This window comes from Paraburkholderia sp. PGU19 (assembly GCF_013426915.1).
In the GTDB taxonomy this organism is placed as follows: Bacteria; Pseudomonadota; Gammaproteobacteria; order Burkholderiales; family Burkholderiaceae; genus Paraburkholderia.
The window spans coordinates 696,008-711,330 of record NZ_AP023179.1 but is presented as its reverse complement, the minus strand read 5'-3'; the positions used below and the strand labels follow the sequence as shown (position 1 = coordinate 711,330).

Annotated in this window: 14 protein-coding genes; 6 read left to right on the top strand and 8 right to left on the bottom strand. The window is 61.5% G+C overall.

The genetic code is table 11. The annotated features are described in order from the left end of the window. Positions 1–47: 47 nt before the first annotated feature. A complete protein-coding gene (locus H1204_RS03210) occupies positions 48–1,262 on the top strand; it encodes a cyclopropane-fatty-acyl-phospholipid synthase family protein (protein WP_180729794.1) in 1,215 nt (404 codons plus the stop codon). Between the two features lie 101 nt (positions 1,263–1,363). Continuing rightward, a complete protein-coding gene (locus tag H1204_RS03205) occupies positions 1,364–2,518 on the top strand; it encodes a DUF72 domain-containing protein (protein ID WP_180729793.1) in 1,155 nt (384 codons plus the stop codon). A 50-nt stretch (positions 2,519–2,568) separates the two neighbouring features. Here the strand turns inward: H1204_RS03205 and msrA are convergent, their stop codons facing one another. Continuing rightward, a complete protein-coding gene (gene msrA / locus H1204_RS03200) occupies positions 2,569–3,120 on the bottom strand; it encodes a peptide-methionine (S)-S-oxide reductase MsrA (protein WP_180729792.1) in 552 nt (183 codons plus the stop codon). A gap of 315 nt (positions 3,121–3,435) precedes the next feature. Here msrA and H1204_RS03195 point away from each other — a divergent pair, with 315 nt between their 5' ends. After that, entirely contained in the window at positions 3,436–3,948 is a 513-nt protein-coding gene (locus H1204_RS03195) for a flavin reductase family protein (RefSeq protein ID WP_180729791.1), read from the top strand. 60 nt (positions 3,949–4,008) lie between these two features. Here H1204_RS03195 and H1204_RS03190 read toward each other — a convergent pair whose 3' ends face one another. After that, positions 4,009–4,512, bottom strand: a complete 504-nt coding sequence (locus tag H1204_RS03190; RefSeq protein ID WP_042316716.1) for an Lrp/AsnC family transcriptional regulator — start codon at positions 4,510–4,512, stop codon at positions 4,009–4,011. A gap of 181 nt (positions 4,513–4,693) precedes the next feature. Between H1204_RS03190 and kynB the strand changes: the two genes are divergently transcribed. From kynB to kynA, 3 genes are read left to right on the top strand one after another with little or no spacing between them, the layout of a single operon-like run. Further along, positions 4,694–5,341: an arylformamidase gene (gene kynB, locus H1204_RS03185; RefSeq protein WP_180729790.1), complete on the top strand. Its 648-nt coding sequence runs from the start codon at positions 4,694–4,696 to the stop codon at positions 5,339–5,341. A 27-nt stretch (positions 5,342–5,368) separates the two neighbouring features. Beyond that, positions 5,369–6,619 carry a kynureninase gene (gene kynU, locus H1204_RS03180; RefSeq protein ID WP_180729789.1) on the top strand — a complete coding sequence of 417 codons (1,251 nt, stop codon included), beginning with the start codon at positions 5,369–5,371 and terminating at the stop codon, positions 6,617–6,619. Positions 6,620–6,629: 10 nt separating this feature from the next. Then, positions 6,630–7,565, top strand: coding sequence for a tryptophan 2,3-dioxygenase (kynA, locus tag H1204_RS03175; protein ID WP_180729788.1), 936 nt, complete (start codon positions 6,630–6,632; stop codon positions 7,563–7,565). A gap of 755 nt (positions 7,566–8,320) precedes the next feature. Here kynA and H1204_RS03170 read toward each other — a convergent pair. The 6 genes from H1204_RS03170 to H1204_RS03145 form a co-directional block, all read right to left on the bottom strand. Continuing rightward, positions 8,321–9,058 (bottom strand): SDR family oxidoreductase, encoded by a 738-nt coding sequence (locus H1204_RS03170; protein ID WP_180729787.1) that lies wholly within the window; start codon positions 9,056–9,058, stop codon positions 8,321–8,323. Beyond that, positions 9,055–10,599: an FGGY-family carbohydrate kinase gene (locus H1204_RS03165; RefSeq protein WP_180729786.1), complete on the bottom strand. Its 1,545-nt coding sequence runs from the start codon at positions 10,597–10,599 to the stop codon at positions 9,055–9,057. Before H1204_RS03165 ends, H1204_RS03170 begins: the two co-directional genes overlap by 4 nt. Positions 10,600–10,650: 51 nt before the next feature. Beyond that, on the bottom strand, positions 10,651–11,739 hold the full coding sequence (locus tag H1204_RS03160; protein WP_180729785.1) for an alcohol dehydrogenase catalytic domain-containing protein: 1,089 nt from the start codon (positions 11,737–11,739) through the stop codon (positions 10,651–10,653). A 42-nt stretch (positions 11,740–11,781) separates the two neighbouring features. After that, the gene (locus H1204_RS03155; protein WP_180729784.1) at positions 11,782–12,783 is read right to left on the bottom strand and encodes an ABC transporter permease; all 1,002 of its coding nucleotides are present in this window, start codon (positions 12,781–12,783) and stop codon (positions 11,782–11,784) included. Then, entirely contained in the window at positions 12,770–14,305 is a 1,536-nt protein-coding gene (locus tag H1204_RS03150) for a sugar ABC transporter ATP-binding protein (RefSeq protein ID WP_180729783.1), read from the bottom strand. Before H1204_RS03150 ends, H1204_RS03155 begins: the two co-directional genes overlap by 14 nt. Positions 14,306–14,374: 69 nt before the next feature. Next, positions 14,375–15,322, bottom strand: a complete 948-nt coding sequence (locus tag H1204_RS03145; protein WP_180729782.1) for an ABC transporter substrate-binding protein — start codon at positions 15,320–15,322, stop codon at positions 14,375–14,377. Position 15,323 lies beyond the last annotated feature (1 nt).

Sequence of the window (15,323 nt, the reverse complement as noted above, 5' to 3'; positions counted from 1 at the left end):
GTGGTTCGACAAGCTTTGCTTTGATTCATTGGACACGGAGAAATCACATGTTCTGGGAGAAGAAGCTGGCGCAGTGGGTAGATGAAGTAAAAACGAAGGCCAATATCCCGGCGCGCCTGGTGCTGTGGGATGGCCAGCAACATGACTTCGGCACGTTCGCCGCGCCGGCGGTCACGCTGAAAGTGAATAGCGCGTCCGCGCTGCCGTTATTGCTCGAACCGAGCCTGGATAATCTGGGCGAGGCGTACGTGAAGGGCAAGATCGACATCGAAGGCAAGCTGTCGGACATCATCAACATCAGCTATTCGCTTGCGCGAAGCACGGTCACGAGCGCGAGCAAGCTCGCGCGCGTGCGACGCTATTTCAATCACACGAAAACGTCGGACAAGAAGGCGATCCAGTATCACTACGATGTCTCGAACGAGTTCTACAAGCTGTGGCTCGACGAGAACATGGTGTACTCGTGCGCGTATTTCGAGAACGGCGATGAAGATCTCGCCACCGCGCAGATCAAGAAGATCGATCACATCCTGACCAAGATCCAGGTGCAGCCGGGCCAGCGTCTGCTCGATATCGGCTGCGGCTGGGGCGCGCTCGTGCTGCGCGCGGCGCAGAAGTTCGGCGCGAAGTGCGTGGGCGTGACGCTGTCGCAGAACCAGTTCGATCTCGCGACGCAGCGCGTGAAAGCAGCCGGGCTCGAAGGCCAGATCGAAATCCGGCTGCAGGACTATCGTGACATCCAGGGGCAGTTCGACCGCATCACGAGCGTCGGCATGTTCGAGCACGTTGGCCGCAAGAATCTGCCCGGCTACTTCCAGAAAATCCATGACCTGCTCGCCGACGACGGCATTGCGATGAATCACGGCATCACGTCGACGGATTACGACAGCGGCGAAACGGCGCTCGGCGGCGGCGAATTTATCGACCGATACGTGTTCCCCGACGGCGAGTTGCCGCACATCAGTCTCGCGCTCGAAGCGATGCAGCGCGGCGGGCTGGAAGCTTTCGACATCGAAAGCCTGCGCCGCCACTACGCGCACACGCTCGACATCTGGGCCGAGAACTTCGAGGCGAGAGCGGCAGAAGCCAAGTCGCTCGTCGACGACGAGAAATTCCGCATCTGGCGCGTGTACCTCGCGGGCTGCGCGTATGCGTTCGAGAACGACGACGTGTCGATCTATCAGGTGGTGTGCCGCAAGGCGGGCCGCAGCGCCACGACGCTGCCCTGGTCGCGCCGCTTCATGTACGAGAAGGCGCTGTAAAATCGCTGACTGGATTCCGCTTCGGGCCCATGGCGCTCATGCATCGGCCCGAAGCAGACGTAGTTCATCAGCGTCAGCGCACTGTCTCTCGTAACGGATCGATGGAAGAAGAAGCGGCACCCGAAGCGCCCGACACCTCCCTGCAACTCGACATGTTCGGCAATCCCGTCGAGCAGACGCCTGTCGCCGGTGCTTCCGCGCCAAACGCTTCGTCGGAAACGGCTGCCGCGCCCAGCGACGCGCCGCCGAAAAAGCGCCGCGCCCGTGACGTTCTCGCCGCGCCGCCTTCCGACGAAGTTCTTCACATCGCCAGCCAGTTGCCGCCGCAAGTGCATCTCGGCACCTCGACATGGTCCTTTCCCGGCTGGAAAGGCATCGTCTACGGCGACGACTACAGCAACAGCAAGCTCTCGCGCGACGGCCTCACCGCCTATGGCGCGCATCCGCTGCTGCGCACGGTGAGCATCGACCGCTCGTTCTACGCGCCGCTCACGCTCACCGACTATCTGCGTTACGCGCAGCAGGTGCCGGACCATTTCCGCTTCATCGTGAAGGCGCCCGCGCTCGTCACCGACGCGACCGTGCGCGCCGAACGCGGCGAGCCGGTATCGGAGAATCCCTGCTTTCTGAACGCGCAGCTGGCCATTGACGAATTCGTGCGGCCGTGCGTCGACGGCCTCGGCGCGAAGGCGGGCGCGCTCGTGTTCCAGTTCTCGCCGCTGCCCAATGAAATGCTCGCGCGCCCGGCCCTCTTCGTCGACCGGCTGACGGCGTTCCTGGCGGCGCTGCCGCCGCTCGAAGGCGATACCTGCTATGCCGTCGAAATCCGCGATGCGTCGTTGCTGACGCCGCGCCTGATTCGCGCGCTGAAGGCCACGGGCGTGCGCTATTGCGTCGGCGTTCATGCACGGATGCCCGATCCGTCGCGGCAGGCCGCCGCGCTTGCGATGCTGGACGAAGCGCCGTCAGGGCCGCTGATCGTGCGCTGGAGCCTGCACGGCGGCTTCAAGTACGAGCAGGCAAAAGCGAAGTACGAACCGTTCGACAAACTTGTCGACGAAGACCCGGAGACCCGCACCGCGCTCGCCGAGCTGGCCGCGCGTTACGCGATTGCGGGCCAGCCGGTGCTGATCGCCGCGAACAACAAGGCCGAAGGCTCCGCGCCGCTGACTTGCGTGAAGCTCGCGGCGCAAATCGCGGCTGCGTGCGAGCGGCTTCGCAGCGCACAAAAAGAAAACGCGGCGCAGTCCGCGTAGGACCTGCGCCGCGCAAGCTGCTGCATCAATGCGCCAGGATCAATCCGCGCTCACGCTCCGGCCTTGATCCGATGCGCGAACTTCTGCCGGAACTTCGCCACCTTCGGCGCGACGACGAACGCGCAATAGCCCTGATCCGGATGCTGCGCGAAGTAGTTCTGGTGATACGCCTCGGCGGCAAAGTAATTGCCGTCGAGCGGCAGCACCTGCGTGACGATCTGGCCGTCGTAAATGCCTTCGGCGCCGATCTCGCGGATCGCCTGCAGCGCCGTGTCGCGCTGCGCGTCCGAGTGGGTGAAGATCACCGACCGGTATTGCGTGCCGACATCGTTTCCCTGGCGGTTAAGCTGGGTCGGATCATGGATCGCGAAGAAAATATCGAGGATCTCGCGGTAGGTGATGCGCGCCGGATCGAACTCGACGTTGACGACTTCCGCGTGCCCCGTGTCGCCGTCGCAGACCTGCTCGTACGTCGGATTGTCGACCTGCCCGCCCGCATACCCCGATTCCACCGACGTCACCCCATCGACGCCCAGATACACCGCCTCCAGACACCAGAAACACCCGCCGCCCAGCGTGGCGGTCTCGACTGACTGACTCATGCTCGCTCCTTGAATTTGGCTCGCCGCGACGCTTGCCCTGGGGACAAAACGCGCTGGGCTCGCCGCAGTCACTGTGGACACCCGATGCTTCACCGCATCCGACCGGCGCAATATCCGCCCTTTTCGGGATTCATGCAGCCCGCATGCACCATCCGTACCATGCGGTCGCCCTTGTCCCGCCGCGCGCTTGCGCCTGGCCCTCTGCGATTGCAGTTAAAATTGGGACAATTCGCCGAATTTCTACATGACCTTCGAACCGTTATTTTCCCTCTGGTCGCTTCATCAAGCGGTCCGTTCGCCAGAATGCATCCGCCGATGAAGCGCGCCAACCCACCCAATTTCGACAACGACGCTTTTCGCCGCGCGCTCAGCCAGTTCGCGACGGGCGTCACCGTCATTACGACACGCGCGCCGTCGGGCGCGTTGATCGGCATCACGGCCAGTTCATTCAATTCCGTCTCGCTGGCGCCGCCGCTCGTGCTGTGGAGTCTCGCGACACGCTCGGCCTCGATGCCCGTGTTCCGCTCGAACAGTCATTATGTCGTCAATGTGCTGGCTTCGACGCAGCTCGATCTGTGCAAGCGCTTTGCAACCGTCAAGGGCGACCGCTTCGAAGGGGTATCGCATGCGGCGGGCGACACGGGTATGCCCGTGCTCGATGGCGCGCTGGCATGGTTCGAATGCCATAACCGCAGCCGCTACGACGAAGGCGATCACGTCATTTTTGTCGGTGAAGTGGAGCGCTGCGGCGTCCACGATCAGGCCGGCGAAACCGAGCCACTCGTGTTCCAGAACGGCGATTTTCACGGCCTGAAGCGGATCGGCTGACAGGCCGGCGCCTTCCCGCGCGGCTGGAGAGGCGGCTTTTTTCCGCCCGCCTCGGCGCCGCTAGCCCGGCTGTTGCGCCTTTGAGCTCGCTACCAGCGCGACGGGCACGCCCGAATCTTCCTTCAGCGTCTGCAGCACGATATTCGAGCGGATGTCCAATACGCCCGGCGCCTTGTACAGCCGGCTGAGCACGAAATCCGAATAGTGCTTGAGATTGTGGGCGAGCACCCGCAGCAGATAATGCGTCTCGCCCGTCACGACGAACGCGCCGACCACTTCCGGCCAGTCGCGCAGCGCGTCGGCGAAGCGCTCGTGCCAGTTCTCCTGGTCGTTGCGCATCGATACCTGCACGAACGCTTCCAGTTCGAACCCCAGCACTTCGCGGTTCAAGCACGCGCGATAACGCTCGATCACACCCTGCTCTTCGAGCAGGCGCAAACGTCGTAGACACGCGGACGGCGAAAGCGAGATGCGCTCCGCCAGATCCAGATTGCTGATTCGTCCTTCGTGCTGCAGCACCGTCAAGATACGGCAATCGGTGGCGTCCAGTGAGATCGCGTTCATTTTCGGTCTCCCTTTCCCGTTTGCCTCAAATTATGTTCCAAAGGGGGCGAAATAAACAGTTTTTTTAGCAAGCACATTTCGTCTGATGCCGCCTATCATCCAAAGAAGGTTGCAGAACAACGGCACTAGCATGGGACCAGAGTAGGACGCTGAGGCGCCAACTGTGGTCAATAGGAGACGCATGGACACGCTTTGGGACATCACGCCCGCCGTCGATACGGCGACGCCCGTCTGGCCGGGCGACACGCCCGTGGGCATCGAGCGCGTGTGGCGGATGGAGGCGGGCTCGCCCGTCAATGTCGCACGGCTGACGCTCTCGCCGCACACGGGCGCGCACACCGACGCGCCGCTGCACTACGACGCCGACGGCGCCGCGATCGGCGCGGTGCCGCTCGATGCGTATCTTGGCCGCTGCCGCGTGATCCACTGCATCGGCGCGACGCCGCTGGTGCGCCCGGAGCATGTTGCCGCGTCGCTCGACGGCGTGCCGCCGCGCGTGCTGCTGCGCACCTACCGCGAAGCGCCTGTTACGGCATGGGACAGCGCTTTCTGCGCAGTCGCACCCGACACGATCGATCTGCTCGCCGCGCACGGTGTGAAGCTGATCGGCATCGACACGCCGTCGCTCGATCCGCAGGAATCGAAGACGATGGATGCGCATCACCGTATCCGCGCGCACCGGATGGCGATTCTCGAAGGCATCGTGCTCGATGCCGTCGCGCCTGGCGACTACGAACTGATCGCGCTGCCGCTCAAGCTGACGACGCTCGACGCCAGCCCCGTGCGCGCCGTGCTGCGCGCGCTGCCTGACCAACGACCTTCCGCTTAAACGCACTCTTTCGACCGAACGAACACCATGAATCAACGTGAAGAAGCACTCGCGCTCGATGCAGCCGACCCACTCGCGCCGCTGCGCGACCAGTTCGCGCTTGCGCCGAACGTCATCTATCTGGACGGCAATTCGCTGGGCGTGCCACCCGCCGCGGCCGCACAGCGCGCGCAGACCGTGATCGGCGCCGAATGGGGCGAAGGACTGATCCGCAGCTGGAACACGGCCGGCTGGTTCTCGCTGCCGCGGCGTCTTGGCAACAAGCTCGCGGCGCTGATCGGCGCGGCGCACAACGAAGTCGTCGTCACCGACACGATTTCGATCAACCTGTTCAAGGTGCTGTCGGCGGCGCTGCGCATGCAGGATAAGCGCGACCCGAAGCGGCGCGTGATCGTGTCGGAGCGCTCGAACTTTCCGACCGACCTGTACATCGCGCAAGGTTTGATCAAGCAACTGGATCGCGGTTATGAGTTGCGCCTCGTCGACGATCCGTCCGAATTGCCCGCCGCCATTACCGACGACGTCGCCGTCGCGATGATCACGCACGTCAACTACCGCACGGGATACATGCACGACATGGCCGCGCTGACGAAGCTGATCCACGACAGGGGTGCGCTCGCTCTGTGGGATCTTGCGCATTCGGCGGGTGCCGTGCCTGTCGATCTGAACGGCGTCGGCGCGGATTGTGCCGTCGGTTGCACGTACAAGTATCTGAATGGCGGTCCGGGCTCGCCCGCGTTCGCGTGGGTGCCGCATCGTCACCAGAGCGACTTCGAACAGCCGCTGTCCGGCTGGTGGGGACATCGCGCGCCGTTCGCGATGGACCCGACCTACGCCGCCGACGATGGTATCGGCCGCTTCTTGTGCGGCACGCAGCCGATGGTATCGATGGCGCTCGTCGAATGCGGGCTCGACATTTTTCTGCAAACCGACATGCAGGCGATCCGCAAGAAGTCGCTTGCGCTGACGGATCTCTTTATCGAACTTGTAGAAACGCGCTGCAAGGAGTTTCCGCTCGAACTCGTGACGCCGCGTTCGCATGTGCAACGCGGTTCGCATGCGAGCTTCGAGCATCCGCACGGCTATGAAGTGATGCAGGCGCTGATCGCGCGCGGCGTGATTGGCGATTATCGCGAGCCGCATGTGTTGCGCTTTGGCTTTACGCCGCTGTACACGCGCTTTGTCGACGTGTGGGATGCCGTCGAGCATCTGCGACACGTGCTCGAACACGAGATCTGGCGTGCGCCTGAATTTGCCGCACGCGGCGCCGTGACCTGAGGAGCGCGCGATGACCGACCATATGAAGATGACGGAAGACAAGCCCGCGCAAGGCTGCCCGTTCGGGCATGGCGGCACGGCGACGCCACGCGAGACGCACGCGTCGCACATGGCTGTGAATGAGGGCGAAGGCTGGCACGACGCGCAGCTCGATTTCTCGAAGTCGATGAGCTATGGCGACTATCTGTCGCTCGGTTCGATTTTGCATGCGCAGCATCCGTTGTCGCCGGATCACAACGAGATGCTGTTCATCATTCAACATCAGACGAGCGAGTTGTGGATGAAGCTCGCGCTGTATGAATTGCGTGCCGCACTTGCTTCAGTGCATCGTGATGAGTTGCCGCCGGCGTTCAAGATGCTTGCGCGTGTGTCGCGGATTCTTGAGCAGCTTGTGCAGGCGTGGAACGTGTTGTCGACGATGACGCCTTCTGAATATACGTCGATGCGTCCGTTTCTTGGGAGTTCGTCGGGGTTTCAGTCTTATCAGTATCGTGAGCTGGAGTTTATGCTCGGGAATAAGAATGAGCAGATGCTCAAGCCTCATGCGCATCATGCCGATGTGTTTGCCGAAGTGAAAGCGGCACTCGAGGCGCCTTCGTTTTATGACGAAGTGGTTCGTTTGTTGGCGCGGCGAGGGTTTGCTATTGATGCCTCACGGCTGGAGCGAGATTGGACGCTGCCTACTCAGCATGATGCTTCGGTTGAAGCCGCCTGGCTTGAGGTTTATCGGAATCCTTCCCAGCATTGGGAGCTGTATGAGATGGCTGAAGAACTCGTCGATCTTGAGGATGCCTTTCGGCAGTGGCGGTTTCGGCATGTGACTACCGTTGAACGGATTATTGGGTTTAAGCAAGGGACTGGTGGGACTGCAGGTGCGCCTTATCTGCGTAAGATGCTTGATGTTGTGCTGTTTCCTGAGCTTTGGCATGTGAGGACTTTGCTCTAGGTTTTTTTGTCTTGCGGGGGCTGGGTTGGTTTGCTGGTACTTTTGCTGGCATCCGCGATGCGTTAGCGTGCTTCAAGCGTCGCCCCTGTGCGGGGCGGCACCTACTTTTCTTTGCCGCCGCAAAGAAAAGTAGGCAAAAGAAAGCGGCTAACACCGCCAACATTTCTTCTTGCCTGAGGGCCCCCAACGGGTCTTACGCCTCACACGGCAACGTCCTTGTTCGCGCGTGTTGCCAACGCTTCGAATAAGCGCCTCACCCACTTCAAACACCTGCACAACGGCTAGCGGCAGCGAATGGTTTCTGCCGCCCAGGTGGCAAACTGTGTGTAGGTTGTCGCGTCGTATAGCGTGGCGCTCTTACAGGGTGGTACGCGTGCGCTATCGGTCCGGAGTGATGCGTTTATGGTGCGAACGCCTACACACAGTTTGCCACCTGGGCGGCGGCGGACTATCTGGCACGGCGTGCTGCAACGCGGGCGCATGAAGCGGGTGAGGCGCACGGCAAGAGCGCTGGCAACGGACATGGGTCACGTGGTTGCCGTGTGAAGTGTAAGAACCTTTGAGGGCCCTCAGGCAAACACAAGAACTGGCGGTGTGAGCCGCTTTCTTTTGCCTACTTTTCTTTGCGGCGGCAAAGAAAAGTAGGTGCCGCCCCGCACAGGGGCGACGCTTGAAGCGAGATAACGCATCGCGGATGCCAGCGAACGCACAAGCAAACCCACCCAGCGTCGCAGACAAAACCAAACCCAAAAAAATCACCTTGCGGTATACCCGCCATCGATTGGCAAAGTCACGCCAGTGATCATAGAAGCCGCATCACTAAGCAAAAACAAAATCGGCTCAGCCACTTCCCGCGGTTCAGCGAACCGCTTAAGCGGAATAGCCTGGAGAGCAGGATCGCGCTTGGAAGGCTCGCTCCATGCCTTCACCGCCATCGGCGTCAGCGTGACAGTCGGATTAACGCTATTCACGCGAATCCCATACCCCCCAAGCTCGACACACAAAACCCGCGTAATAGCATCCATAGCAGCTTTAGAAGCGCAATAACTCAAATGATCCTCAAGCCCAACAAGCGCCGCCTGGCTAGAAACATTAACGATACTGCCTGCGCGCTTAGCATCGATCATCGCCCGCGCCACATGCCGCGCAACCAGTATCGCGCCACGAGCATTAACGTCCATCACAGAATCAAAGCTCGCAGCAGTCGTATCAATCGCACGCTCAAGCATCGCCGTGCCTGCACAATTCACGAGCCCATCGAACACATCGAGCGACGCAAGCGCATCATCAATCGCAGCTTCATCACCGACATCGAGCACCAGCGGCTCACACCCCGTCTCCTCCGCAAGACGAGCAAGTTCGCCAACATTGCGCGCCGCCGCAACAACCTGCGCGCCGCTAGCGCACAACATCTCAACAGTCACGCGGCCAATGCCGCTCGATGCCCCCGTCACGAGTATCGAGCGTCCTGAAAAATCGAAAGTCGTCTTCATTTCGCTTGCAGCCGATGCATGACCGGCTTCAACGCCGGATACAGATCCGTATAGATACCGAAGCGCTCCGCGTACACCGCCTGCCGCGCAGGATCGGGCTTCGCACGCTCGATCAGCTTCACCCAGCCGCCGCGCGCCGTTTCCTGCGAAATCAGCTTCGTGCCGTAAGCGGCGAGCAATGCCGCACCCATCGCCGCTTCCACGTCCTGCTCAATCGTGTAGACGGGAAAGCCGGTAATGTCCGCGATGATCGACATCCACAGGTCCGAATGCGCCGCGCCGCCAACCACGATCAGCTTGTCGTCGAGTGACTTCGCGCCCTTGCGTCCCGCGACGATGTTGTGCTGCAACGCGTACGCAACGCCTTCGAGTACCGCGCGATACAGATGCGCCCGCGTGTGATACAGGCTCAACCCGACAAACGCGCCGCTCGCCTTCGCGTCCCACACAGGGCTGCGCTCGCCCATCAGATACGGCAGGAACATCACGCCATCCGAACCCGCCGGTAACTGCGCGGCGTCTTCCTCGAGCAGTTGATGCGCGTCACCATTCGGCAATGCCTTCGCCGCCTCAATTTCCGCATGGCAGAACTGCTCGCGATACCACGTCACCGACGCGCCCGCCGTGATCGCGCCGCCGAACACATAGATATCCTGCAACCCGTTGAACACGTGCGGCATGCTGATAAGGCCATGATGCGCATCGACGCTCTGATTGATATAGCCCCAGCACATGCTCGTGCCGATCATCGCGACATGCTGGCCCGCGCGCGTGACACCCGCCGCATATGTGGCCATCGCCGCATCGACACCGCCCGCGACGATCGACGTGCCCGCTTCGAGTCCAAGCTGCTCCGTCCATTGCGACAGCAACCCACCCACTACATCCGACGATTCGACCAGATGCTCTGGCATCATCGTCGCGGGAATGCCAAGCATGTCGAGCGCCTCGTCCGACCAGTCGCGCTTCGCAATGTCGTATACGCCGCCGATATTGCCCGCCGAACTGTGATCGACAGCCACTTCGCCTGTCAGCAGATAGATCACATAGGCATTCGGCGGCAGGAAGAAGCGTGTGTTCGCCCACACGTTCGGCTCGTTGTCGCGCAGCCACAGCATCTTCGTATAACCGTAGTAGCTGTCGACGCCGTTGCCCGTGATCGCATACAAACGTTCGAGATCGACGGTCGCCCGCACCGCTTCGACCTGCGCCGTCGCGCGCCGGTCCATCCAGATCAGGCACGGATACAGCGGCTTCATGTCGCTATCGACGGGAATGCCCGAGCCGCCATACAGACTGCTCACGCACACGGACTTGATCGCATTCGAAGCGACGCCCGCTTCGCGCGCCTTCGCCACACAGCGCGAAATGCATTCGACCACCGCCTTCATCCACACGGTCGGCCATTGTTCGGCCCACAAGGGTTTGGGTGTGTCCGGGTGATAGCCGCTCGAATGCTGGGCAACGATTGCGCCGCTCTCGTCGACGAGCACGGCCTTCGTGCTCTGCGTGCCGATATCGACGCCGATGACGTAATTCATAGTGTCTCCGTGTGCGCGCCTCGAACGACGCGCACTGTTCATTTTGTCGGACTATCGGGCCGGCTTCATCAACACCTTGATCGAGTCGAGCGAATTTGCGACCTTGATCGCTTCGTCCCACTCTTCGAGCGAAAAGCCATGCGTGACGATGCCTTTCGATGTGACGAGCCCGCGCGCCAGAAGATCGATTGCAATCGGATAACAGTAAGGGCCCAGATGCGCGCCGCGCACGTCGAGTTCCTTGCGGTCGCCGATGATCGACCAGTCCATTGTAGTCTCCGCGCCGAACACCGAAAACTCGACAAAGCGCCCGAGCTTGCGAATCAGGTCCATGCCCTGATTCACGCCCACCGGCACGCCCGTCGTTTCGATGTAGACGTCGCAGCCGTAGTTGTCCGTCAGCGATTTGACGATGGCCAGCGCGTCGTCTTTCTTCGGATTGATCGTCACGTCCGCGCCGTATTCGCGCGCCAGCGCCAGCCGTTCTTCGACGAGATCGATCACGACCAGTTTCTTCGGTGTTTTCAGGTGCGCGACCTGCGTCATCATCAGACCAAGCGGGCCCGCGCCTGCGATCACGACCACGTCGTCGAGTTGAATGTCGCCGCGATTGACGGTGTGAATCGCGCACGCAAGCGGCTCGATGATCGCGGCATCTTCGAGCGAGATGCCATCGGGGATCTTGTGGACGATGGCCGTCGGCGGAATGCGCATGAATTCGGCCATGCCGCCGTCCGCGACCTCGCGCTGAAAGCCGAAGATGTTGTGCACTTCGCACATCCAGTACTGGCCGGATTTGCAGTAGCGGCATTTGCCGCACGGCACGATCTGCTCGGCGATCACGCGGTCGCCCTTCTCCACGCCGAAATGTTCGGCCGCGCCTTCGCCGATGTCTTCGACGTAGCCGAAAAATTCATGGCCTGGAATCACGGGCGCTTTCACCCAAGGGCTCGGGCCGCCCCAGAACATTTTTGCGCCGGAATGGCATTTACAGTCGCTCGCGCAGATGCCGCACGCGGCGATACGGATCACGAGTTCATGCGCGCGCGCCTGCGGCTTCGTCACACGTTCGACGCGATAGTCTTCCGGCGCGTGACACACGATCGCCGTCATGCTTTTGCTGTTGTCCTGAGTGGTCATTGCATTGCCTTGCGATTAATGGAAACAGAGGAGTATGTGATTTCACTTCTTGCGTTCGCGGCTGATGTAGATCGCGAGCAGGATGATTCCGCCCTTGATCACGTTCTGCACGTACGGATTCACGCCGACCATGTTCAGGCCGTTGTTCAGCACGCCCAGCAGCAGCGCGCCGATCAGCGTGCCGACGATCGAGCCGCGTCCGCCCGATATCGATGTGCCGCCCATCACCACAGCCGCAATCGCATCGAGTTCGAAGCCGACGCCCGCATTCGGCTGGCCGCTCATCAAGCGCGACGTGAGCACGATGGCCGCGAACGACGAGGTCAAACCAGCCAGCGTGTAGACGATCAGCTTGACGCGCGCGACACGCACGCCCGACAGGCGCGTTGCCTGTTCGTTGCCACCTATCGCGTACACGTAGCGGCCAAACGGCATGCGTTCGAGCAACAGCCATGCGATCGCGTAGATCACCAGCATGATCAGCACGGGCGCCTGAATGCCGAACACCTTGCCGCTGCCGAAGAAGCTGACCCAGTCCGGCAGACCGTCGATCGGATAACCGCCCGTATAGATCAGCGCGAGGCCGCGTGCGATGCCCATCGTCGCCAGCGTGACGATAATCGGCGGCATGCCCGCGAACGCGACGAAAAAGCCATTCGCAAAGCCGAAACCGAGTCCCACGGCAATACCGATCGCAATCGCCGCGACGCCGTTCAGGCCCGCCACCATCAGCCCCGCCGCGAGCGTGCCCGACAGCGCCATCACCGAGCCGACGGACAGGTCGATGCCGCCCGTCAAAATCACGGCCGTCATGCCGACGGCGATGATCGCGTTGATCGACACCTGGCGCAGCACGTTCTCGAGATTCGCTGCGGACAGAAAACTGTCGCTGGCGAACACCATCACGATGCACACAACAAGCAAACCGATGAATGGATAGAACAAGGTGGAGCGTTTGATGCTCGCCCAGTTCAGGCGAAACGGCGCGCCCGGCGTATCGGATGCGACTGTCGATGTCCTGGGAGAAGTGTTAGGCGTGTTCATGCTGTGTTGCTCCACGAGTTGCAGCCGATGCACCAGCCGTTGCATAGGTCATCACGGCATTCGATTCGATCTGGTCGCCTTCGAGAATCGCTTCGATGCGTCCTTGCCGGAACACGGCGACGCGATCGCACATGCCGACGATCTCCGGCAATTCCGACGAAATCATGATGATCGAGTAGCCGCGCGCCGTGAGTTCGCGCATCAGCAGATAGATCTCCGCTTTCGCGCCGACGTCGATGCCGCGCGTCGGCTCGTCGAAGATGAGGATGTTCGTGTGGTGATTCAGCCAGCGCGCGATCACCACCTTCTGCTGATTGCCGCCCGACAATGTTGCGACTTCGGTGTGCATCGTCGGTGCCTTCACGCCGACGCGCTTCATGATGTCGGCCGTGGCCTTCGCTTCGCTGCGGTGATCGATGAAAAAGCGGCCCGTACGGTACTTGCCGAGGTTGTTGATCGAGATGTTCTGCTTGATCGAGAACGATGTGATCAGCCCTTCCGTCTTGCGGCTTTCGGGCAGAATGCCGATGCCGGACTTCAGCGCATCGGCGGGATCGGACAGGTTCGCCGCCGCGCCGTGGATGCGAATGTCCTTCACATGCGCGGCATCCGCGCCGATCACCGCGAGCGCCGTTTCCGTGCGGCCCGAGCCGACCAGTCCCGCGAAGCCGAGAATCTCGCCTTCGCGCAGCGTGAAGCGATTGATCGGTCCGTCCTTGTGCAACTGCAAGGCGTTCACTTCGAGCACGGCTTTTGCGTCGGCGGGTAATGCGGGCTTCGGCGGAAAGCTGTTTTCGATCTTGCGCCCGACCATCATCTCGACCAGCCGGCTCACGTCCGTTTTCGCCACGTCCGTCATGCCGACGTACTGACCGTCGCGCAACACGGTGATGCGGTCGCACACTTCGAAAATCTCTTCGAGGTGATGTGAGATGAAAATCATCGCGACACCCTGCTGCTTCAGATCGCGCATGATCGTGAACAGATGCTCGGCTTCGGCGGGCGTGAGCGTGGCCGTCGGCTCGTCGAGAATCAGGATGCGCGCATTCAGCGACAACGCCTTGCCGATTTCGACGAACTGCTGCTGCGCGACCGACAGTTCGCGGATCGGCACGGACAGATCGATTGCGACGCCGAGCCGCTCGAAAATCTCCGCCGCGGCGCGCCGCATCTTCGCGCGATCAAGCATGCCTAGCCGGTTGCGCAACTCACGTCCGAGGAACATGTTCTCGACGGCATTCAGGTACGGAATCAGGCTGAACTCCTGAAACACGATGCCGACGCCCGCCGCGACGGCATCGTGATAATTCGTGAAGTGCCGTTCCTGTCCGTCGATCACGATCGTGCCGTCGTCGGGCTGATAGATGCCGCTCAGAATTTTCATCAACGTCGACTTGCCCGCGCCGTTCTCGCCGAGCAACGCGTGAATCTCGCCGCGCGCAATGTCCAGGTGGATGCCTTGCAGCGCCTTCACACCCGGAAAGCTCTTCGTGATGTTGTCGAGTTTGAGAATCGTGTCCATCGCGTTTCCTTTGCGTTTCAAGGCGTGACGCAAGGCTGCGCCTGTGTCACGCCATGCACGACACGTCGCTTACCAGCTGAAGCCCTTCGCGTTGTCCTTGTCGACGAGCTTCACGTCGACGGGAATCGTCTTCGGCACATTGGCGCCCCACTTCTTCGCGAGCGCCACGCCGATGGCGAGGCGAATCTGGTCGCGCGGGAACTGCGCGGACGTTTCGATGAACTTCGAGTTCGGCTTCTGGAGCGCGGTGATCGCTTCCGGCGCGCCGTCGACGCTCGTCAGCTTGATGTCCTTGCCCGACGATTCGATCGCGGACAACGCGCCCATCGATCCGCCATCGTTCACGCTGAAGATGCCCTTCAGGTTCGGATGCGCCTGGATCATGTTCTCGGTGACGGACAGCGCCGTCGCACGTTCCTGCTTGCCGTTCTGCGTATCGACGATCTTCACGTTCGGGAACTTCGCGAGCGCCGCCTTGCAGCCGCGCACGCGTTCGAGAATCGGCACGACGGGAATGCCGTCCAGAATCGCCACTTCGCCGCTGCCGCCAATGGCTTTCGCAAGGTATTCGCACGACATCTGGCCGGCATCGAAATTCTTCGAGCCGACGAACGAATCGACGGGACCATTCGCGTTCGCATCCACGGCAACGACCACGGCGCCCGCCTTCTTCGCCGACGCCACGGCGGACTGGATGCCCGTCGAATCGGTCGGGTTCACGAGCAGAATGTCGATCTTCTTCTGCAGCATGTCTTCGACGTCACTCACCTGCTTGCTCACGTCGTGATGCGCGTCGGTGACGACGACCGTCGCACCGATCGATGCAGCCGCGTCGTTCAGCGCCTTTTGCATCGTCACGAAGTACGGGTTGTTCAGTTCCTGGAAGGTCATGCCGATCTTCAGCGGCGTGGGTTCGGCGGCGTGCGCAACGAGCGGTGCGCCGAGCATCACGGCGGCAATAGTCAGCGTGGCCCGCAGGCGCAAGGCGTGCGACTGAAGTGAAGTGGTGTGCGTCATG